Genomic DNA, 21,001 nt, shown 5'->3' with positions numbered 1-21,001 from the left:
GCTCGGCGCCTTGCCCAAGCACCTTACCCGGACGCCTCCACGCCGCCGAAGGCGACCACACAGTTCTGGCCGCCGAAACCGAACGCGTTGGTGATGGCGTGGTCCACCCGGCCCTGGCGGGCTTCGTTAGGAACGTAGTCCAGGTCGCAATCCGGATCGGCCGTGCGGTAATTGATCGTCGGGGTAATGACGTTTTCAGCGATGGATCTCGCGCAGACCAGTCCTGCCAGTGCTCCGGCCGCTCCGATCAAATGACCGGTCATCGACTTGGGCGCGGACACTGCCACCGAGTCCGCAGCCGACCCGAGCCCCTGCCGGATGGCGCTCGTTTCCGTGCGGTCATTGAGCTTGGTGGAAGTGCCGTGGGCGCATACATAGTCGATGTCGGCAGGATCCAGCCGGGCGTTGCGCAGCCCGCGGCGGATGGCAGCGGCCGCATACGTACCGCTCGGTTCCGGAGCCACGGTATGGAAACTGTCGCTGGTCAACGCCCCGCCACGGACCTCGGCATAGATCCCGGCGCCGCGCGCGCGGGCCTGTGAGAGTCGTTCGAGGACAAAGATCACCGCACCTTCGCCGAAGACGAAGCCGTCTCTGTCGGCGTCGAACGGCCGGGATGCTTCGGCCGGGGCGTCATTATTGGTGGACAATGCCCGCATCGCGCTCAAGCCGCCGAACATCGCCGGGGTGATAGCGGCGTCGACCCCGCCGGCGATCACATAGTCGGCATCGAAGGCCAGCAACGCCCGCCGTGCCTCCAGCAAAGCGTAGGCCCCACTGGCGCAGGCCAGGGCGCTGGCGTTGACCGGCCCGTGCACGCCAAGGCTGATGGCGATCTCGCAGGCAGCCATATTGGTCAGCGCCGAAGAGACGAAGTGAGGGCTGATCCGGCGGATTCCACCGGCGTCACGCACGCCCGCTGCTTCTTCGATTTCGGCGAATCCCGAAACGGCGGAGTTCACGAAGACAGCTGCCTCCTCATCGGCGAAGCTGCAGGACAGGCCGGCATCTTCCACCGCCTCGTGGGCCGCAGTTACGGCCAGCTGCGAGGTCCGGGAGGATCGCTTAACTGCCTTCACTGACATCTTCGACGCCGGCTCGAAGTCCTTCACTTCGGCGGCGATACGGGTCGGGTAATCAGAGGCGTCGAAGGCCGTAATGGGACCGACCCCGCTACGGCCTTCTGTCAGCGCCGTCCAGGTTCCTCCGGCCGTCATGGCCAACGGCGTCACAGCCCCCATCCCGGAAATGACGACGCGGTCCTCGCCTGCCATTAAGCGCGCCCGTCTCCGCCCGGGGCAGTGCTTTCACGGGACGCGGGAGCTCCGGCGCCAGTAGCACCGGCAGCGCCATCGCCCGTAGCGCCATCTGCACCGGCAGCGCCCTCTGCACCATCGGGCGCGAGGAGCCGACCCGCTTCATCATCGTCGACCGCCGTTGCCGCCACTTGGAAATGCATCTTCTTGCCAGTGGCCGTCAGCGGGACTTCGTCGACAAACCTGTAGGCACGGGGCCGCTTGAAATTAGCCAGCGACGGATGTTCCCTGCAGTGCCGGTCCAGCTCCTCGACCGGCACCGGGTCGCCGTCGGCGATCACGTATCCGACGACCTTTTGGCCCCAGCGTTCGTCCGGGACGCCGACAATGACGGCGTCGCGCACCGCCGGATGCTCGACGAGGACTTCTTCGACCTGCACGGGATGGACGTTCTCCCCGCCGGAAATGATCATGTCATCCTTGCGGCCGAGGATCGTGACGTAACCGCCCTCGTCCCATGTGGCGATATCGCCGGGATACAGCCAGCCCTGGTGGAATTTTTCCTCATCCTTTTCGGGCATGTTGGCATAGCTGAATCCGGATTTCGGCGAGCGCATAATCACCTCGCCCGCTTCGACCCCGTCGCGGGCCGCGTGCTCATGCGGTTCGGCATGGCGGTCTTCGAAGAGCTTGACGACGGCGACGTCGTCGTCCGTGCAGGCCCGGCCCGCGGTACCGGCGTGCTCAGGCAGGTCCTCCGGCCGCAGGAAGGTGTTCCAGAAGGCTTCCGTGGTGCCGTACCCATTGAAGATCCGGTCGTTGAGCACTTGCTGGTAACGCAACGCGGCAGCCCGGCTCAGCGGAGCGCCCATGGTGACAATACCGCGCAACCGGCTCAGGTCGCGCGGCTTTGCTTCCTGCGCATTGGCAAGCATCTGAAGTGTCACCGGAGCGCCGATCAAGAAGGTGATGTCGTATTGTTCGACCCAATCGAGCACGAGGTCCGGGTCGAAGGAGCGCAGCGGGACCACGGAGCCGCCGGCGTAGAAAAGCGGGTTGGGTCCTCCGGAGTAGAGCCCGCCGCGATGGAACCACGGTGTCATGTTCAGCGTGCGGTCGGAGGGCGTGATCGGAAAATGCATGATCACATCGTGGGCTGACATCACCTCGACGAGCGAAGGCAGCGGTACGCCCTTGGGCATCCCGGTGGTGCCGGAGGTGTAGAGCCGCGTTGTCTCCTCGTAAATGGAGAAGTCCTCCGGCAAGGAGACCTCGCGCCGCGTGGTCGCCGCAACCGCATCGTCGAAGGACTTCACGCCGGCCGAATCTGCACCGGCCGAATCTGCGCCCGCCGAATCGGCACCGGTCGGCGAGTGGGGCTGTTCGCCGTCAACGGCCAGCAGCGCCGGCGACAGAGCCGACATTTGTGTGGCCTCCAGCGCGTTTGCGGCATTCCCGGCGGCGAAGATGTACACCAGCGGGGCGCTGTCCTTGAGCAGATGCGCCGTTTCGCCCGGCGCCAGCCGGAAATTGACCGGCACCCCCAATGGCTCCCAGCCGCTGGGTGGCGAGGTACAACATGGCGAATTCCGGGGTGTTCATCAGCTGATAGACCACCCGGTCTCCCCGGCCCACACCCCGGTCGGCCAACATCGACGCGGTGGACTGCACGTCGGCCTCAAGCTGTTCGTAGGTCCATGAGCGGCCGGTCTGCGGATCCAGCATCGCCGTGCTGTTGCCATACCGGGCCACATTACGTCGGAACCCGGCGTCGTAGCTGAATGAATGTTCGAAGTAGTCCCGAAATCGGGATGGATCATAGACCATTGTAATTTCCCCTCACTCATAACCATGGTAAGCGCACTTAGCAAACATTAGGCAGGCTGGCGACGATTCATTTTTCTTCGACGCCGAGCCGGACGACACCTGCGCCGGCCCGGGAACGAACGCCGATGAATTGCCCGCGACGCGGACCTCCCCTCAATCAGCAGCGGGACGGTCCGGCAGGTTCAGCGGCCCGGATGTCTGGTGGTAATAAGGCGCAGCCGAGACCGTCATGCCGCCGTCGACCACGATCGTCTGGCCGGTGATATAGCTGGAATTGTCCGAGAGCAGAAACTCAATCACATTGGCCATATCGTCCAGGGTTCCCGGTCGCTTCAGCGGGATGGTGTCGAGGACCGACTGCATCGGCGCCATCCCATCCATGGTGTAGAAGTATTCCAGCGAATCGGATTCGATCAATCCTCCGTTAACACCGTTGACATTGATGCCGTACCCGGCGAATTCTATGGCCATGTAGCGGATGAAGGACTCCACCGCTGCCTTATACGAGCCCAGCGCCGCGTAAGCGGCAAAGCCGCGCATGCTCCCGTAACCGGACACGGCCACAATCCGGCCACCACGGTCCATGAGTTTGACAGCTTCCTGGGCGCCGAGCACGAAAGGCCGGACATTCATCGCATAAGAGCGGTCCAGGTGATGCGTTTCCAGATCCAGGACCTTTTTGAATGCGGACGCGGCCGCGTTATTCACAAAGTAATCAAGCCGTCCAAACTCGCTCTGAACCACGCCGAACAGGCGGACAATGTCGTCGGGATTTTCGACGTCGGCCTGCACGGCAAGCCCATCGGCACCCAGCTCCCTTGCCTCATCCACCACGGCGTCAGCGAGTTCGGCGCTTCTGCGATAGTTGACCACAATGGTGGCGCCCTCGGCGGCGAGTTTGAGTGCCAGGCAGCGCCCGATACCACGCGAGGCCCCGGTAATCAGGGCGATCTTCTGCTCGTGCTTGCGCCGGTGATGGAGAGGCTGGCTGGTCTCGGTCATGTTGTCCCCTGCGCTATTGCGGGCCGCTGCCGGTTGTTACTGCCAACAACTATAAATCCGCGATAGGTAAAATCGAATCCCCTTCCCTGCGGTTCCGGCGGCCGGGATCCCGGCCATCCCACCAGACGCACCGAACGCAGCAGACGCAGCAGACGCACCGAACGCACCAAACGCAGCAAACGCAGGGTGACAAGTCTCTGTGAGGCAACGTTTCGTAGGCTTTTTCGAAGCTGTCCGGTCCGCGCCATAAACTGGACTCATGACTGCAACCGATGGCACAGCCACTGACAACACCGAATACCGCGTCGAACACGACACCATGGGCGAAGTCCGGGTTCCAGCAGATGCCCTCTACCGCGCCCAGACCCAGCGCGCAGTACAGAACTTCCCCATCTCCGGCACCACGCTGGAGCGGGCCCACATCGAGGCGCTGGCCCGGATTAAGAAGGCGGCAGCGACCGCCAATGCGGAATTGAACGTGCTCGACGACGAGCGCGCCCGGGCGATCGAAGCCGCCGCGGATGAGGTGGCAGGCGGCAAATATGACGCGCATTTCCCGATCGATATCTACCAGACCGGCTCCGGGACGTCGTCGAACATGAACACCAACGAAGTCCTCGCCACCTTGGCGACCCGGGCACTGCAGGAATCGGGCAGCGGCACCGAGGTGCACCCCAACGACCACGTCAACGCCTCACAGTCCTCCAACGACGTGTTCCCCACCTCGGTGCACGTGGCAGCGACCTCCGCGCTGACCAACGACCTGGTCCCCGCGCTCGAATACCTGGCCGCTTCCCTGGAGCGCAAGGCCGAAGAGTTCTCCACCATCGTGAAGTCCGGCCGCACCCACCTGATGGACGCCACTCCGGTCACGCTGGGACAGGAATTCGGCGGCTATGCAGCGCAGGTGCGTTACGCCGTCGAACGTATCAAGGCCTCACTCCCCCGCGTGGCCGAAGTTCCCCTCGGCGGGACCGCCGTCGGCACCGGCATTAACACTCCGGCCGGATTCTCCGAGCGGGTTATTGAACTGCTCGCCACCGACACCAAGCTGCCGCTGACCGAAGCCCGCGACCACTTCGAGGCACAGGCCAACCGCGACGGACTGGTGGAAGTCTCCGGGATGCTGCGCACCATTGCCGTCTCGCTGACCAAGATCAGCAACGACCTGCGCTGGATGGGCTCCGGGCCGAACACCGGCCTGGGCGAAATCGCCATCCCCGATCTGCAGCCCGGCTCCTCGATCATGCCCGGCAAGGTCAATCCCGTGATCTGCGAAGCCGTCCTGCAGGTCTGTGCGCAGGTGATGGGCAACGACTCCACCGTCGCCGCCGCCGGCACCAACGGCATGTTCGAGCTGAACGTCGGCATCCCCGTGATCGCGCGGAATGTGCTCGAGTCCACCCGGCTGCTGTCCAACTCCACCCGGGTGATGGCTGACAAGATGATCGACGGCATCACGGCCAATGAAGAGCGTGCCCGCTTCCTCGCTGAAGCATCGCCCTCGATTGTCACCCCGTTGAACAAGGTGATCGGCTACGAAGCCGCTGCGAAGATCGCCAAGCACGCCGTGACACAGAAGATGACGGTCCGCGAGGCCGTCGTCGACCTGGGCTACGTCGAGCGCGGCGATGTCACCGAGGAGCAGCTCGACTCTGCGCTCGACGTGCTGTCCATGACCCGCCCTCCACAGAAGTAGGCCCCGTGGAACTGCGAAACGAATTCTTCAAAGGACTGGACCTGTTTGCCGACACCGTTGACGGTATTGGCAACAACATCAATCTCCCATCCGCCTGCGCCGAATGGGACGTGTCGGGAGTGGTGGCACACGAGCGGAAGGTCATGCTTAATAAGCTGCTGCCCGCAGCCACTGGCGCCGAGCCAGGCGACGCCCCCAGCGCTGCCAGTGCGTTAACGCTCGCTGACCAGTGGGCAGGGGTGGACCTTCAAGTTCACTCGGCAATGGAGGAAGCGACGTTCGACGACGGCGACCTGCCTGTCACCTTGGCGACCGTTGACCTGTTTATGCACTCCTGGGACATCAGTTGGGGCCTCGCCGCCGCCGGAAAAGGCAAACGTGTCGAGTTCGACGATGAAACCCTCGGGTGGCTCGAGGACTTCATGCATAACGTCGCCGACGAGAAATTCCGGACCCCGGAAGGCTTCGGCCCTGCGACTGAAGCCCCTGAGGGTGCCTCCCGGACTGAGAAGCTGATGGCCTTCGCCGGACGTACTGTGTCGTAAGGGTCTTTGGCTGTGTAGTAGCAGGACAGCAGCGTGGAGGGCGCTTCGGAGTTGTCGCAGCGATTTAGCAGTTTCGTCGCCGTACAGTGCTGCCATGGCGAATCAGCAGTGTCGTAACGGATAGCCAGTTTGGCGACAATGCCAGCGACATCTTGAAGTCCCTCTCCGGCTGGCGGAGAGGGACTTCGGCTCTTCCAGGCCCCGGCCACCCACAGCCTGGCTTTCGTTATCTTACCGTTATATACGAGGGCCTGATTCTTCGAATAATGTCACACCCTGGTGGTTTACTGTTTTTATGACGGTTCGAGTGGATGTTGACGACGATGGCGGCGGTGGCGGTCCGGGTGCTGGTGCTTCCGGTGCTGCTGGCGGTGACACGGGTGAGGCGGGTGCTGGTGCGGCTGCCGGCGAGGAGGGGCGGCCGAGTGTGGAGGCTGAGCTGGATGTGATCGTGGCGCTGTTTCGGGCCGCCGGGTTCAGCGATGAGCCGGTGCTGGCCCGGGGGATTGTGAACGGGCTGGCCCATGTCGATGCCGATACCCTTGACTACCGGCAGGCGGTGAATCTGCTGGACGAGGCCGCCCGGCTTGCCTCCGCCGCCGAAGCCCTCAAAGCAAAAGCCGTCTCGAGGGTGTGTGCCACCGCCGGCGACCGGGTCGATGAGGAAGATGTGTTGCCGCCGGCCGGCCCCGATGCCGACCGGTTGGCGTCGATGGTCGCCGAGTCGGAGATCGGCACCGTGCTGGATTTATCGAAGCGGGCGACGGACAAACTCATCGGGCACAGCAATCTACTCACGACCGGCCTGCCGGCCACCCTGGACGCCCTGGCTCAAGGGGCGTTGCATCCGCAGCAGGCCGAGGTGATTGCGGATCAGTGCGGCAGCCTCCCGCCGGAGGCGTATGCGGAGTTTGAAACTGAGATGGTGGGGTTCGCTCCGGGGCGGGCGAAGCATTTGGTGGCGGCGAAAGCGCGTCGGGTGCGGGAGCGTTCGCACCCGGAGACGATCAAGCGCCGCAAGGAGAAAGCAGCCTCCGACCGGACGGTCATTATGGAGCCGGTCGAGGACGGCATGAGCTGGCTAAGCCTGTACCTGCCGGCCGAGGCCGCGGTGGCGGCGTTCAACCGGCTGACGTCCCTGGCCCGGTCGCTGCAGGGACCCGACGAACCACGTAACCTGGCCCAGTTGCGGGCCGATGTGGCTGCGGACCTGCTCCATACCGGCACCGGCACCGGACAACCACCGGCGGCACTGACCGGCAGCGCCAATGATGCCTTCTACGGTTCGCGGCCGCCACCCGGGACCCCGACCGGGCCCGCAGCCCCCGAAACCGCCGGAACAGCCGGATCGGCGGGAATCGCCGCAGATCCTCCCGTAGCCGGAGCTACCGGAGACACTCCTCCCGCCGCCGGTTCGGCCGGTGGCGCCGACCCCGGGGTGCCTGGTTCCGATGGTGATCCGCCTGGCGGTGGTCCACCTGGTTCGGGTCGGATCCCCAACTATGCCGGGATCAAAGCCGAAGTGACGGTGGTGGTGCCGGTGCTGACCCTGATGGGATTATCCGATGAGCCCGCCGATCTTGAAGGCTACGGTCCCGTCGACGAGGACACCGCCCGACAACTGGCCGCGAACGCTCCCTCGTTCAAACGATTACTGACCCATCCCGAGACCGGCGCGCCGTTATCGTATGGGCGGGACAGCTACGCGGTGCCCAAGGACCTGCAAAAAATGGTCCGGCTGCGGGACCGGACCTGTCGCGGATACGGGTGCAACAAGGCCGCACGCCACTGCGAAATCGACCACACGATCCCGTACCCGACAGGGCAGACCGAACTGACGAACCTCAAACCACTATGCAAACCCGGCCACGCCCTCAAAACCGCGGGACTGTGGTCCGATGTCCAGCATCGTGACGGGAGGGTGGATTGGACCTCACCGGCAGGCAGGGAATACACCAACACCCCCGACGGGGCACTACCCGAAATGCGACCCGTGCCCAACATCGCCACCCTGCTCGAAACAGCCAAAAGCCAGGCGAATCCACAAACGAGGCCGAGCAAGAAGCCGACCAAGCCGCCCAACGGCTCAAGCCGACGCGGCACCGCGCACGAAAAGCACGGCGCCGGACCCACACCGGTCCGGAAGGATCCATGGCAAATACCCAAAGCCAAGAAGGACGACACCGCCGGCAACGCGACGAACAGGAAACAATCACGAACACCAACCAACGACCCCGGCGACCCGGCACCCTTCTAAAATGTCGTTCGCCAGGGTAAGCCACTGAGGTTTCGGCCCAGTCACCTCTCAGGGCAATCGCACGCTCCAGCCGGACGCACCGGCCTTGCCCGCCGCGTCGCCTCAGCGGAATCGGGCCCACGACTCGTTCTCCACCGCAATCTGCAGGCGGTCCAAATGATGAGGCGGCAGGTCGGGAAGTTCGTCCATCCAAAACCATCCAACCTCGACGGACTCATCATCACCGACTTGTGCCCGCCCTCCCACGGCACGGCAACGGAAGGTCAACGACAGGAATTGCACCTTGTCTCCATTGCCAAATTCCACCGGCCGGTCTGCCCGGACATCAATCAGGGTTTCAACCTCCACAGAGACGCCGGTCTCCTCCAACACTTCCCGGGCCAAGCCTTGAGCAGGTTGTTCGCCGGGCTCCAGCATTCCGGAGATCAGCGTCCACTTCCCATTATCGGAGCGTTTTCCCAGCAATACCCGGCCGTCGGCGTCGAAAACCACTCCGATGGCTCCGGGCAGCCACAGCAGGTCATTGCCGATTTTCTGCCGTAGTTCCACCACAAAGTCGGGCGTTGGCATCAGGTCTCCGTCCTGCAGTTCATTGAAGGTTCGGGCTGGGAGTGAATTCCGGAACCGGGAACAACAGCATGACCAGCCCGGCCCCGACAATCATGAAGGGGCCGAAGGGGATCCGGGTCGCGGCCGTGCCCTTTCTGGTCAGGATCAGCGCTCCCGCAGCAAGGCCGGCGAGTACAAAGGTGGAGGCACTGCCCAACAACGCATGCCCCCAGCTCAAGTACCCCATGTATATCCCCAACAGGCCGGCGAGCTTCACATCCCCATACCCCATTCCTGGTGGATACACCCAGCGGAGAATGTAGTAGAAAAACCACAACGCCCCGCCGGCCAGGAACATCCGAAGCAGGCCCCACCAATCACCCGTGATCAGGCTGGTGGCGCCCAACAGCACACTGGACACCGCATAGGCCGGCAAAATGATCCGGTTCGGCAGCCGGTGTTCCCGCAGGTCGAGCTGGGTCAACCGCACTGCAATTGCGATGAAGTAGACGACGGCCAGCAGCACCAATATGAATCCGGCGATGCTGTTCTGCCACAGGTCAGAGAGCCGCCAGATCATTCTCCGAGACTACTTCATCGCCGGTGCCTAAATCTCAGCACCCTCCAGCAATTCAGTGACCAACGCGGCAATGGGCGAGCGCTCCGATCGGCTCAGCGTGATGTGTCCGAACAGTGGGTGGCCCTTCAGGGTTTCGACGACGGCGGCCACGCCATCGTGCCGTCCCACCCTCAGGTTGTCGCGCTGCGCCACGTCGTGCGTCAGCACCACCTTGGAGTTCTGTCCCACCCGGGACAGCACAGTCAGCAGCACGTTCTTCTCCAAGGCCTGGGCTTCGTCGACAATCACGAACGAGTCGTGCAGTGAACGTCCACGGATGTGCGTCAGGGGCAACACCTCGAGCATGCCCCGGTCTATCACTTCCTCCACAACCTCCGGGGAAACCAATGCTCCCAAGGTGTCGAAGACAGCCTGCGCCCACGGATTCATTTTCTCCGACTCCGACCCCGGCAGATAGCCGAGTTCCTGCCCTCCAACCGCATACAGCGGGCGGAACACCACGACTTTGCGGTGCTCGGAGCGTTCCAGCACAGCTTCAAGGCCGGCGCACATCGCCAGCGCGGATTTCCCGGTGCCGGCCCGGCCGCCCAGCGAGACGATGCCGACGTCGGGATCTGTCAGCATGTCGATAGCCAGCCTTTGCTCCGCGGACCGGCCGTGCAGGCCGAATACGTCACGGTCGCCTTTGACCAGTCGCACCTGTTTGTCGGCCCCGACGCGGCCGAGCGCCGAGCCGCGGCTGGAAAGCAGGATCAGACTGGTGTTGGCCGGCATTTCGGCAGCTTCGGGGATGAACACCGGCTGATGCTGATACAGGCTGTTGACGTCGTCGTCGACCACGTCCAACTCCGCCATGCCGGTCCACCCTGTTTCCTTGGATTGCTCATGCCGGTATTCGTCGGCCTCCAGACCAATCGCTGATGCCTTGACCCGCATCGGCAGGTCTTTGGAAACGATTGTGACGTCGTGACCTTCATCAGCCAGGTTCTGGGCCACGGCCAGGATGCGGGTGTCGTTATCCCCCAGCCGGAACCCGGCCGGCAGCACCTCGGATGAGATGTGGTTGAGTTCGACCCGCAACGAACCGCCCTCGCCTCCCAGGGGGATGCTCTGGCTCAGCGCACCATGTTCGATGCGCAGCTCATCGAGCAATCGGAGCGCCTTCCTGGCGAAATATCCCAATTCCGAATCATGGCGTTTGCTCTCCAACTCAGTGATGACGACGACGGGCAGGACCACCGCGTGCTCGGCGAACCGCATGATCGCACGCGGATCGGAGAGCAATACGGAAGTGTCAAGGACGTACGTCTTAGCGGGTGCAGACACAGAAAAACCGGCCGCGGCATCGGATCGAATTGATTCCTCTGCCTGGCCGGTTGTGATGGTGCTGGTCTGAGTGCCGTTTCGCTGTGAAATTTCAGTTGCCACGTCGACTCCAGTCCCGGACGTCAACGCCCGGACTCCATAGTGGGTGATGGCGGTGCGGCCATGAGGCCGGACACGGCCCCCTCCCGGTGAACGCTGGCGTGCGCATTCTCCTGTGGCCTCCCGATCAATCTGCATTGTTGCTGACTGACACTTCTGACATTACGCGCGGCGCACGACGGCGCAGCTCATTTCGCGCATGTGTCGAAGTAAATTCGCGGCAAAGGTTAAGTGCAGTGCCGGTAACGCTGCGGGTGGCGGGTAATCTGCCGGTTGCCGCCCCGGCTGTTTCAGCCGCCGAACCGGCGCTGCCGGCGGGCAAAATCACGCAGCGCGCGCAGGAAATCGGTGCGACGGAAATCCGGCCACAGTGCCTCGCAGAAATAGAATTCGCTGTAGGCGCTTTGCCACATCAGGAACCCGGAGAGCCGTTGCTCCCCCGAGGTCCGGATGACCAGGTCCGGATCGGGCTGGCCGCGGGTGTACAGATGCTCGGAGATGTTCTCCACCGACAGTTCATCTGCCAGCTGGCGCAACGGCGTTCCATTGGCGTCAGCATCGCGCAGCAGTTCCCTGACGGCGTCGACGATCTCACGGCGGCCGCCATAGCCGACGGCCACGTTCACATGCAGGCCGGTGGCAGATGCCGTGCGTTCAGCCAGGGAACTGAGTCGCTCGGCCAGATACTCGGGCAACACCTCCGGAGCCCCCACCGGGTGGACGCGGACATTGTCTTCTCCGCCGATTCGGTCCAGAGTGTCGGCGATGATACCCATCAGCTGGTCCAGTTCCTCCGCGGAACGGTTCATGTTGTCGGTGGAGAGCATATAGAGCGTGACAACTCTGACGCCGAGATCATCGCACCAGCCCAGGAATTCGTGGATCTTCTCCGCGCCGGCCTGGTGTCCATCGCGGGTGGGGGCTCCGGACAGCCTCGCCCAGCGCCGGTTCCCGTCCACCATCACACCGATATGGCCCGGAATCCTGTCTGCCTGCAACGACCGGACAAGCTTCTTCTCGTAAAGGCCATAGAGCAATCCAGGCAGTTTCACGTCGACCTTCACCTGGCTTTCTCCCGACGAAACGGGCTGGATGTTTTCAATTCCCACCGTACCGCCCGACGGCGTCATTCACTTGCTACCGTTGAGTAACTTACGGTGCCGTAAGTTAGGATTTTGCCATGACCCGCAACATCCGGCAGGACTCCGGAACGGCTTCTTCGACGGACGGCCCGATCGAGGACACTGTTGAAAAGGTTGCCGATGCCCTGCATATCAAGCCGAAGTGGCGCGGCTGGTTGCACGCCGGCGCCACTCCCCTGGCGATCGCGGCGGGTATCACCCTGGTGGCTGTTGCTCCCACTCCGGCGGGAAAAATCACCTGCGCGATCTACGCGTTCACCGGTATCATCCTGTTCGGAGTCAGCGCGGTCTATCACCGTGGCAACTGGTCGCCGAAGCCAAAGCTGATCCTCAAGCACCTCGATCATTCAAACATCATGCTGCTGATCGCGGGAACGTACACGCCGCTGGCTTGGGCGTTGCTGCCGCATGACGCGGCCACGTTGCTATTGTGGCTGGTCTGGAGCGGCGCAGTGCTGGGTGTGCTCTTCAGGGTGTTTTGGATCCACGCCCCGCGCTGGGTATACGTCCCCGCATATATTGCGCTGGGCCTCGGGGCGCTGTTCTACCTTCCCGACTTCTTCGCGGCTCATCTCCCGGCTGCCGTGCTGATCTGCGTGGGCGGTGCGTTGTATATCGCTGGAGCGGTGTTCTACGCGCTGAAGAAGCCGAACTTCAGTGTCGAATGGTTCGGGTTCCATGAACTGTTCCACGCATTCACCGTCGCCGCTTTCGCCGCGCATTTCAGCGCGATCATGATGGCCGTGCTCAGCGTCGGCGGCTGAAGGGTGCAGAGAGACGGGGTTGCGGCCGGCCAGGTTGCCGACGTCGACCTCCGCGGGTGCCCAGCGTCAGCGGCCGCAGGTCAAAGTTCCAGCTGTTCGCGCAACTGCCCCACCGTGTCAGCGGGCAACCGGCAGAGCATATCGCGGCACACATACGCCCGTGCGCGGCCATCCGGTCCCGCCGGCCGGTCAACCAACAGCGGTACCGGCGTCTCGCCGGCTTTTTCCACCGCCAGCGCCAACCCGGGCGACGGGCACTCCCAGGCTGTGCGGATCATCTCCTGCCGCTCGTCGCTTTCCGTCCCGGTGATGGCAATCTGCACTGGTCCGGCTCCGGCTGCTTCCAACGCCGCCAAGGCCGAACCCACCGCCCGCGGCGCCTTGCCTGCCAACCGTCCGGCATACCGCAGCAGGTCTGTGGCCAGCGTCCGATTCGGCGCCGAACCACTGTAGGCGGACTCGGTCAGCAGGGCTTGTGCGAACGCAGCAGTTCCTGACGGGGCCACGTTGTCCACGGGGTCGACGGCGGCAGTGCCGCCCTGGGCGTTACGCAGCCGGGGTGATTCGGAGCTGCTGTCCTGCAGCTGCCCGTCGACGAGGAACCGGCCCGCGGTGGTGGACAGCAGACGCGACGCCAGATCGAACCAGCGATGTTCTCCGGTGGCCGCGTAAAGCGCCAGGAACCCTTCGGCGCAAAATGCGTGGTCCTCAAGCAGTCCGGCGATGCCCCCGGCCCGCCCCCGATGCGACACCCGAAACAGGGATCCGTCGTCGTCCATATGAACCTCGGCCAGATAGACCGCGGTGCGCCGCGCCGCCGCGACCAACTCCGGGCGGTCAAGGATTGCCCCCGCCTCCGCCAGCGCAGCAACGGCCAGTCCGTTCCACCCGGCCACCACCTTCTCGTCCCTGGCCGGCTGCACACGGTGCCGCCGGGCCTCCAGCAACTCCGGACGAACACGCTCCCACAGCCGGGCGTCGTCGCCGTCGGGCACAGTTCCCGGGTGCAGGGCCGAGCCCGTCGCGGTGACCGTCCCGGCTTCGGCAACGCCCATCAGATCGGCGACCTTGCCGCCGTCGTCATCGCCGAGCACATCGGCCAGCCCGGCGGGGCTCCAGATGTAGCTGCCCCCTTCCACATGTTCACCGCCAACGACGGTGTCCGCGTCCAGCGAGGACGCGAAGGCATCGCCGGGAAGGCTCAATTCCGAGAGCATCCACTCGGCCGTTTCGCCGGCGATACGCCCTGCCAACTGCCGGTGCGGGCCGGGCAGCCGGCTCCACCGTGCATAGAGACGCAGCAGCTGGACATTGTCGTACAGCATCTTCTCGAAGTGCGGAACCGACCATTTCCGGTCCACGGTGTACCTGGCGAACCCGCCGGCCAGCTGGTCATACAGGGCCGACGATGCCATCGCTTCGAGGATGCGGGAAGCAAGCCCGGCCGCGTCGGCCGCTGTGGAGGAAGTCCCGGCCGCATGGTTCAACAGGAAAGCCAGCACGGGCGACGGCGGGAATTTCGGCGCATTGCCGAAGCCGCCGTACTCGGGATCTTCGTCCCGCAGCAGTACCTGGACCGCTTCGGTTGCCGGGTCCTCACCCGGCTCCGGGAGCTGCACGGCGGGGCCGGTACTGTCAGCCGGGCCGGCGTCGCCGGCTGCATTCACCCGCCCCAGCAGGTTCCGGTTGAAGTCCAGCCCCTCAGCCAGTTTCCGCGCCAACTGATCCGCGCTGGATTCCACCTGCGTCCGGCGGTTGGTCCAGGCGTCCTGCACCGCTTCGAGCACTTGGCGGAATGACGCCATCCCCGGGGCAGGCTGCGGCGGAAAATAGGTACCTGTAAAGAACGCCCGGCCGTCCGGGGTGAGGAAGACGCTCATGGGCCAGCCGCCCTGCCCGGTCATCATTTGGGTGGCGTTCATATACGCGGCATCGACGTCGGGGCGCTCTTCCCGGTCGACCTTAATGCTGACGAAATTCGCATTGAGATAACGGGCCGTTTCCTCGTCTTCGAACGATTCGCCGGCCATCACGTGGCACCAGTGACAGGCCGCGTACCCGATAGAGAGGAAGACCGGCACGTCACGGGATTCCGCCTCCGCGAACGCGTCGTCGCCGAAGGCCCGCCAGTGCACAGGATTGTCGGCGTGCTGGCGCAGATACGCCGACGGTTCACCAGCCAATCTGTTACTCACGGCTCATCCCTTCCGGTCGGGTCCCGCCCCGTTGCTTGACTGAGTATGGGACTCATCATCGTGGTCAGGGCGTTCGGTTGAGCCGCCGTCGGTGCCAGCCGCCGGGCCGCCGGCGCCGGTGGTGATGCCGGCGCCGGTGTTGCTGCTGCCGTCGTCGTCGGTGCTGCCGCCGCCGGTGGTGCTGCCGCCGTCAGTGCCTCCGCCATCAGGGCTCTTGCCGCCAGGATTGCGCTCATCGTCGGCGCCGTCCGCGGCATCAGCATCGGCTTGCTCCGACCTCGCCTGAACCTGTTCGCGGTAGCGCACACGGCGAATGCGTTTGGTCATATCCCGAATCAGGAAGATGACAGCTATGACGACAAACAGCGTCGCCAGGAATCCGAGTGTCCCAGGGGTGACCATTTCCGGGTCCAGCCCTTCGCGCAGATCCTCCCCCGGGGACGGTTCGGCGGTGGCCATGGACACCAGGAGATTTTGCACTGTACTGCTTTCTATCGATGGGGCACGGCGTTGTCGGGCACTGGTTCTATCGTATGCCCACGAAGAAGTCGTTCTCCGGCAGTTGGGTCTTCACCTTTGATTCGATCAGCGTGTAATCCTCCCATGGCCACACCCGCCGCTGCATGTCGGCCGAAACAGCGAAGAAAAAGCTCCCGGGAGCAACTTGGGTCCGGTGTGCCAGCAGGGCCCGGTCACGATGTTCGAAGTAGTCGCCGCAATCGATCTGCGTGGTGGTTTGGTGTCCGCCCGGCGTAGCCTGGTGCCCCTCGGCGTCGGACTCGGACCAGGCTGCAATCCGCTCGGCATACGGCGACTGAAGTCCGGCCTCTTCCAAGGCGAAATGCAGGGCCCGGAACCGGTGCGGATTGAACGCACGGTCGTAATAGAGCTTCGCCGGTTCCCACGGTTCGCCAAGTCCCGGGTAGGCGTCCGGGCTTCCGGCAGCGTTGAAGGCTTCAACCGTCACTTTGTGGGCCATGATGTGATCCGGGTGGGGATAGCCGCCCTTTTCGTCGTAGCTGAGGATCACATGCGGCTTGAACTCCCGGACCAGCCGCACCAATGGTGCCGCCGCACGTTCCAGCGGCGCCACCGCGAACGAGCCTGCCGGCAGTTCCGGCAGCGGGTCTCCCTCGGGCAGGCCGGAGTCGGTGAAACCTATCCAACGGTGCTGGATGCCGAGCTCAGCCGCAGCGTTGGCCATCTCGAGGCGGCGCAGCCCGGGGAGGTCACGCAGGGCGTGCGCCTCGTCGGCGACAGCTTCGTTCAACACTGAACCGCGTTCTCCACCGGTGCAGGTCGCCACCATGACTTCGGCGCCGGCAGCCGCGTAGCTGGCCATCACCGCGGCACCCTTGCTCGATTCATCATCCGGATGTGCGTGCACCGCCAGCAATCGCAACCCGGTGTCCGGTCCGGACGCCGCGGACCGGGATTCTGCCGAAAGAGACAAAGGAATTTCCTCCTGAATATCCATGGGGATAAGACGCGGTAAACTGGGACCAATTCCCATACCGCAAAGAAATTACCCGTGAGCGCCACACACACTTCCTCCGAGCAATCCTCACCCTCAAGCCTAGCCAATCGCTACGGCTCGCCCAAGCGGCGGCTGTCGCGCCGGGCACGCTGGATCCTGATCGGCGCGGCTCTGGTCGTTGGGGCAGCCCTGATGGGCATCATCGCCATCACCTCCGCCAGTCCTCAAGTTACGTCCAAGAACGTCGGGTACAACATCGTCGACTCCACCTACGGCACCGTCGACTTCCGGGTGTCCAAGGAGCCGGAGACCACCGCCAAATGCGCGGTAAGGATACTGAACTCGAGTTTCGCCATCGTTGGATGGAAGGTGGTCACCATCGGCCCGACTGCCCCCTCCGAGGGCCCGAACGATGATCGCACCACCGTCGAAACCACCGGGCTGCGCACCGAATCGCTCGGCGTAAGCGGCGGCGTCGACACTTGCTGGGCCGTCGAATAACGGACGTCACACCCGACTGCGGGGGTCTTAAACCGGCACGTTGGTACGCTTTTGGCCGCTGGTGTTGGGTTTGGCGGGCAAAACTGACTAAAATAGCAGGTAATACGTTCCGCCCGCCGCGTCCGGCACTGCAAAGAATGTCGCAGCCAGGACAGACGGCGGGTGCTTTGCATTATGGGCCTTGAGCAGACAGGGCCGCTGAGCAGTCACCGCGCTGGACTGACACAGAACAGCGACGAGCAGTAACCGAAGGAGAAGTCGTGTCTACTACTGACGCATCCGTAGCCTGGCTCACCCAGGAGGCCCACGACCGGCTGAAGGCGGAGCTGGACCACCTGTCCGGCACCGGCCGCATTGAAGTCGTAAGGAAGATCGAAGAAGCCCGCTCCGAGGGAGACCTGAAGGAGAACGGCGGCTATCACGCCGCCAAGGAGGAGCAGGGCAAGATCGAGGCGCGCATCCGCCACCTGACCGATCTTCTCCGCAATGCGCACGTCGGCGAGTCCCCGGCAGATGACGGGATCGTGGAGGCAGGGATGCTCGTGGTGGCCAAGGTCGCCGGCGACGAGGAAAAGTTCGTGCTCGGCAGCCGCGAAATCGCCGGTGAAACCGACCTGCAGGTCTTCAGTGAAAAGTCGCCGCTCGGTGCTTCCATCCACGGCATGAAGGTCGGCGAGAAGGGCTCGTACCAGGCGCCGAACGGCAAGGACATTGAGGTGGAGATCGTCTCCGCCAAGCCATTCACCGGCTAGGAACCCTGTGCATTGAAGGGCTTCACACGGATGTCCGCGCTGGTGAAGGCGCTGTTCATCGCCTCCATAGTGTGCGGCGTGGTCACCATCGTGTTGATCATTATCGGCTTCAGCAATCCCTGGATGAACACTCGTCCGGGGATTGTTCCGGCCTTCATCTTCTTCACCTTCCTGTTGTGCTACCTGACGTATTTCGTGGGCGGTGGACGCGGTCGTTTCTGGCTCAGCGGACGACGGCGGGACTGGTCAAAGCGGGATAAGTAGGACGTGGTGAGCGCTGCCGGCGTGGCGTAGGTCGCGCCCGGCACGAGCGGCGTCCCGGGTGGGCACCGCCGTCATCGGCGCAATCTGTCACCTACCGCACAGTCGTTCACGAGACAGTCATCCATCACGAGACAGTCATCCACGCATTCTGCTCCGCTTTGGGACATTTGACCGGCGGCGCCGCCGGTCAAATGTCCCAAAGCGGAGGGAAGTCGGAAGATTCCGTAGAAATCCGGAGTCCAGTCCCGAAAATGCTGCGGTTTGGGATTCTCCATCCACCGCGCCGCGGATGGTGAGTCCCCGTTGGCAGCATTTCCGGTCGGAGCGGGCATTTCCGGTCGCAGGGGCCCAGACCGGGCATTCACCCGGTCGCAGCGGCCCAAGACCGGGGAATTCACATCACGGTTCAGTGCACGACGACGGGGTTGAACCCTTCCGCGCGCAGCCGCTCCAGTACCTGGTCCCAGTGGTCATGGCCCTTGGTCTCGATGTCCACGGTGATGGAAACATCCCCCATGCTGATCGAACCGCCGAGCCGGGTGTGGTCGACGCCCGTGACGTTGGCGTCGGTTTCGGCGATGATCCGGGAAATAGTTGCCAATGACCCGGGACGGTCGCCGAGCATCATTCGGATGGTCATGAACCGCCCGGCGGCCGACAGACCGCGCTGGATCACCTTCAACATCAGCATCGGGTCGATGTTGCCGCCGGAGAGCAGCGCCACCGTGGTGCCCGGATTTTCGATCTTGCCCTCCATCAGCGCGGCCACGCCCACCGCACCGGCGGGTTCAACCACCATCTTGGCCCGTTCCAGCAGGAAGATCAGCGCCCGGGCGAGCGCGTCCTCGCTGACGGTGACGACGTCGTCGACCATTTCCTTAATGATGGTGAACGGCAGCTGGCCGGGACGCCCCACTGCAATCCCGTCGGCCATCGTTGAGACTCTTTGCAACGGAACCAGCGCATCGGCGGCCAGCGACGGCGGGTAGGCGGCGGCGTTCTCCGCCTGCACGCCGATGATGTTGATATGCCTGCCCAGTTCGGCGGCCTTTTCCTTGACGGCGACGGCGGTTCCGGCCATCAGTCCCCCGCCGCCGACGCCCATCAGGATGGTGTCCACGTGCGGGACCTGCTCGAGGATCTCCAGCCCGATGGTGCCCTGCCCGGCGACGACGTCGACGTTGTCGAAGGGGTGCACAAACACCGATCCGGTGTCGTCGGCATAGCGCTGCGCCTCCGCGAGCGCTTCATCGACGGTGTGGCCGTGCAGGATGACCTCGGCTCCATGGCCGCGCGTGGCCGCGAGTTTAGGCAGCGCGACACCAACGGGCATGAAGATTCTGGCCTTGATGCCGAGCTTGCTGGCAGCCACCGCCACGCCTTGAGCATGATTACCGGCCGACGCCGCCACCACGCCGCGCGCCCGCTCCTCCGCCCTCAGCCGCGCCATCCGGACATAAGCTCCCCGGACCTTGAAGGAGCCGGCCCGCTGCAGGTTTTCGCATTTGAAGTACACTTCGGAGCCGGTCTGCCGGCCCAGCGCCCTCGAGCTCTCGATCGGCGTCAGCTCGGTGACCCCCTCGAGCAGATCCCGAGCCGCTTCCACGTCTTTCAGGGTCACCGGCAAGCCGCCTGTGTCAGTCACCTCAATGCCTCTTTCCTGCTGGGATCACAATGCAATTCGCTGTCCGTCGGGATTGGCTGGCCCAAAGGCCCGCATCGGCATCAGCCAAGATCCGCGCTGATTCCCCAGGCGGCGCGGAACATCCCGCCCGGTTCCAGCCAGCGCAACCCGTCGCCGGAGTTGAAGGCGTCTGCCGGGGCCGTCATCGGTTCCATGGCCACCGCCTTGGCCCGGCCCGGGAACTGGTCGGTGACGAAAACCTGGGTATAGGCGAACTCCTCGTCCATCCACAGGGTAACGGTGCGCCCGTCGTCCGCGGAAAGCGTGTGACTGCAGCGTCCGTCGTCGAAGGCCAGATCCGTGAAGCAGGTATCCAGGTCAAGGTCGGCAACCTTGCGGCCTTCGCGCAGGTCGAAACTGCCGGCAACCGGCTCCGTTCCGGTGGGGATCAACCGGTCGTTGGTCGCCAACCGCGTGCCGGCGTTAATCGTGAGAGTCAGTTCCTCGGAGGGGATGTCGCCGATCCGCAGATACGGGTGAGCGCCCACGGCGAAAGGGATGTCGACGCCGGACCGGTTGACCAGCTGCTGTGTGACCGTCAACGCCTGGTCGCCGTCGAGTTCATATGTTGCCTGGTGCTCGGCGTGGAACGGATATCCGTGCTGCGGGAAAATCGTCGCCGCCAGCACTACCTTGCTCCGGGCGTGCTCCACCAGCTGGTACCCGGCATTGCGCAGCAACCCGTGGATGGCGTTGTTCCGGTCGACTTCGGTGATGTCGAGTTGCTGTTGCCGTCCTTCGAACGTCCACTGCCCGTCCGCGACGCGATTGGGCCACGGAGCGAGCAGAATGCCCGCGCCCGCGGGAGGAACGCTGTCGTCAGGATAAGTCTCGGTCAGCTCAACACCGCCGCGCCGAAATGACCGCAGGGACCCAGCCAATTCGGCAACCGTCACCCGGGCATCGCCGCGGCTGATCTGATACTGCGCGCCGGTGGCCGGCCACAGGTGCTGGTTCGTATGATCGGCCATGACACTACGGTACCGCTGAAGGGACGACGGCGGCTCATCGACTTTGGTCTATGACATCCGCGGTGCCGCCGACATCCGCGGGGCAGTGACATCCGCGGTGCCGCCGACATC

20 protein-coding genes are annotated in these 21,001 nt (G+C 64.0%); 7 read left to right on the top strand and 13 right to left on the bottom strand.

Annotation, left to right across the window (positions count from 1 at the left end):
- Positions 1 to 23 precede the first annotated feature (23 nt).
- The 4 genes from H535_RS0108720 to H535_RS0108710 all read right to left on the bottom strand — a co-directional run bounded on the left by H535_RS0108720 (position 24) and on the right by H535_RS0108710 (position 4,085).
- Positions 24 to 1,274 carry a beta-ketoacyl-[acyl-carrier-protein] synthase family protein gene (locus H535_RS0108720; RefSeq protein WP_026819251.1) on the bottom strand — a complete coding sequence of 417 codons (1,251 nt, stop codon included), beginning with the start codon at positions 1,272 to 1,274 and terminating at the stop codon, positions 24 to 26.
- Positions 1,274 to 2,755, bottom strand: a complete 1,482-nt coding sequence (locus tag H535_RS30190; protein WP_281171232.1) for a class I adenylate-forming enzyme family protein — start codon at positions 2,753 to 2,755, stop codon at positions 1,274 to 1,276. The genes H535_RS0108720 and H535_RS30190 overlap by 1 nt, the downstream gene beginning before the upstream one ends.
- The gene (locus H535_RS30185) at positions 2,646 to 3,083 is read right to left on the bottom strand and encodes an AMP-binding protein (RefSeq protein WP_281171231.1); all 438 of its coding nucleotides are present in this window, start codon (positions 3,081 to 3,083) and stop codon (positions 2,646 to 2,648) included. The genes H535_RS30190 and H535_RS30185 overlap by 110 nt, the downstream gene beginning before the upstream one ends.
- A 153-nt stretch (positions 3,084 to 3,236) precedes the next feature.
- Complete coding sequence (locus H535_RS0108710; RefSeq protein ID WP_026819250.1) at positions 3,237 to 4,085, bottom strand: SDR family oxidoreductase; 849 nt, start codon at positions 4,083 to 4,085, stop codon at positions 3,237 to 3,239.
- 259 nt (positions 4,086 to 4,344) lie between these two features.
- Here H535_RS0108710 and H535_RS0108705 point away from each other — a divergent pair, with 259 nt between their 5' ends.
- The 3 genes from H535_RS0108705 (at position 4,345) to H535_RS0108695 (ending at position 8,586) form a co-directional block, all read left to right on the top strand.
- Positions 4,345 to 5,784 (top strand): class II fumarate hydratase, encoded by a 1,440-nt coding sequence (locus H535_RS0108705; protein WP_026819249.1) that lies wholly within the window; start codon positions 4,345 to 4,347, stop codon positions 5,782 to 5,784.
- Positions 5,785 to 5,789: 5 nt separating this feature from the next.
- The gene (locus tag H535_RS0108700; RefSeq protein WP_026819248.1) at positions 5,790 to 6,329 is read left to right on the top strand and encodes a DinB family protein; all 540 of its coding nucleotides are present in this window, start codon (positions 5,790 to 5,792) and stop codon (positions 6,327 to 6,329) included.
- A 295-nt stretch (positions 6,330 to 6,624) separates the two neighbouring features.
- A complete protein-coding gene (locus H535_RS0108695; protein WP_081416541.1) occupies positions 6,625 to 8,586 on the top strand; it encodes an HNH endonuclease signature motif containing protein in 1,962 nt (653 codons plus the stop codon).
- Between the two features lie 102 nt (positions 8,587 to 8,688).
- Here the strand turns inward: H535_RS0108695 and H535_RS0108690 are convergent, their stop codons facing one another.
- The 4 genes from H535_RS0108690 to H535_RS0108675 all read right to left on the bottom strand — a co-directional run bounded on the left by H535_RS0108690 (position 8,689) and on the right by H535_RS0108675 (position 12,192).
- Positions 8,689 to 9,156 (bottom strand): NUDIX hydrolase, encoded by a 468-nt coding sequence (locus H535_RS0108690; RefSeq protein WP_026819246.1) that lies wholly within the window; start codon positions 9,154 to 9,156, stop codon positions 8,689 to 8,691.
- Between the two features lie 19 nt (positions 9,157 to 9,175).
- Positions 9,176 to 9,715: a prepilin peptidase gene (locus H535_RS24365; RefSeq protein WP_051298854.1), complete on the bottom strand. Its 540-nt coding sequence runs from the start codon at positions 9,713 to 9,715 to the stop codon at positions 9,176 to 9,178.
- Between the two features lie 27 nt (positions 9,716 to 9,742).
- Complete coding sequence (phoH2, locus tag H535_RS24360; RefSeq protein ID WP_051298897.1) at positions 9,743 to 11,071, bottom strand: RNA 5'-3' helicase PhoH2; 1,329 nt, start codon at positions 11,069 to 11,071, stop codon at positions 9,743 to 9,745.
- A 359-nt stretch (positions 11,072 to 11,430) separates the two neighbouring features.
- Positions 11,431 to 12,192, bottom strand: a complete 762-nt coding sequence (locus H535_RS0108675; protein ID WP_026819245.1) for an isoprenyl transferase — start codon at positions 12,190 to 12,192, stop codon at positions 11,431 to 11,433.
- 128 nt (positions 12,193 to 12,320) lie between these two features.
- On the opposite strand from H535_RS0108675, the gene trhA reads away from it, so the two are divergent.
- A complete protein-coding gene (gene trhA / locus H535_RS0108670; RefSeq protein ID WP_081416539.1) occupies positions 12,321 to 13,046 on the top strand; it encodes a PAQR family membrane homeostasis protein TrhA in 726 nt (241 codons plus the stop codon).
- A gap of 80 nt (positions 13,047 to 13,126) precedes the next feature.
- Here the strand turns inward: trhA and H535_RS0108665 are convergent, their stop codons facing one another.
- Genes H535_RS0108665 through mca form a run of 3 tightly spaced genes read right to left on the bottom strand, consistent with a single transcriptional unit; the run spans position 13,127 to position 16,718 of the window.
- Complete coding sequence (locus H535_RS0108665) at positions 13,127 to 15,241, bottom strand: thioredoxin domain-containing protein (protein ID WP_026819243.1); 2,115 nt, start codon at positions 15,239 to 15,241, stop codon at positions 13,127 to 13,129.
- A gap of 3 nt (positions 15,242 to 15,244) precedes the next feature.
- Positions 15,245 to 15,721: a hypothetical protein gene (locus H535_RS28955; protein WP_211236561.1), complete on the bottom strand. Its 477-nt coding sequence runs from the start codon at positions 15,719 to 15,721 to the stop codon at positions 15,245 to 15,247.
- Between the two features lie 46 nt (positions 15,722 to 15,767).
- On the bottom strand, positions 15,768 to 16,718 hold the full coding sequence (mca, locus tag H535_RS0108655) for a mycothiol conjugate amidase Mca (protein ID WP_051298852.1): 951 nt from the start codon (positions 16,716 to 16,718) through the stop codon (positions 15,768 to 15,770).
- Positions 16,719 to 16,772: 54 nt separating this feature from the next.
- Between mca and H535_RS0108650 the strand changes: the two genes are divergently transcribed.
- The 3 genes from H535_RS0108650 to H535_RS0108640 all read left to right on the top strand — a co-directional run bounded on the left by H535_RS0108650 (position 16,773) and on the right by H535_RS0108640 (position 18,235).
- A complete protein-coding gene (locus H535_RS0108650) occupies positions 16,773 to 17,219 on the top strand; it encodes a DUF4307 domain-containing protein (protein WP_026819241.1) in 447 nt (148 codons plus the stop codon).
- A gap of 260 nt (positions 17,220 to 17,479) precedes the next feature.
- Positions 17,480 to 17,971, top strand: coding sequence for a transcription elongation factor GreA (gene greA, locus H535_RS0108645; RefSeq protein ID WP_026819240.1), 492 nt, complete (start codon positions 17,480 to 17,482; stop codon positions 17,969 to 17,971).
- Positions 17,972 to 17,983: 12 nt separating this feature from the next.
- Complete coding sequence (locus tag H535_RS0108640) at positions 17,984 to 18,235, top strand: hypothetical protein (protein WP_155838625.1); 252 nt, start codon at positions 17,984 to 17,986, stop codon at positions 18,233 to 18,235.
- Between the two features lie 406 nt (positions 18,236 to 18,641).
- On the opposite strand, the gene ilvA is transcribed toward H535_RS0108640, so the two are convergent.
- Together ilvA and H535_RS24350 are read right to left on the bottom strand one after the other, a co-directional pair.
- The gene (ilvA, locus tag H535_RS0108635) at positions 18,642 to 19,880 is read right to left on the bottom strand and encodes a threonine ammonia-lyase (protein ID WP_425387269.1); all 1,239 of its coding nucleotides are present in this window, start codon (positions 19,878 to 19,880) and stop codon (positions 18,642 to 18,644) included.
- Positions 19,881 to 19,960: 80 nt separating this feature from the next.
- Complete coding sequence (locus tag H535_RS24350) at positions 19,961 to 20,890, bottom strand: aldose 1-epimerase family protein (protein ID WP_035768875.1); 930 nt, start codon at positions 20,888 to 20,890, stop codon at positions 19,961 to 19,963.
- Between the last annotated feature and the right edge of the window lie 111 nt (positions 20,891 to 21,001).

Origin of the sequence: Arthrobacter castelli DSM 16402, assembly GCF_000430705.1 — a bacterium.
Taxonomy (GTDB): Bacteria; Actinomycetota; Actinomycetes; order Actinomycetales; family Micrococcaceae; genus Arthrobacter_C; species Arthrobacter_C castelli.
This window is presented reverse-complemented; position numbering and strand designations above follow the sequence as displayed.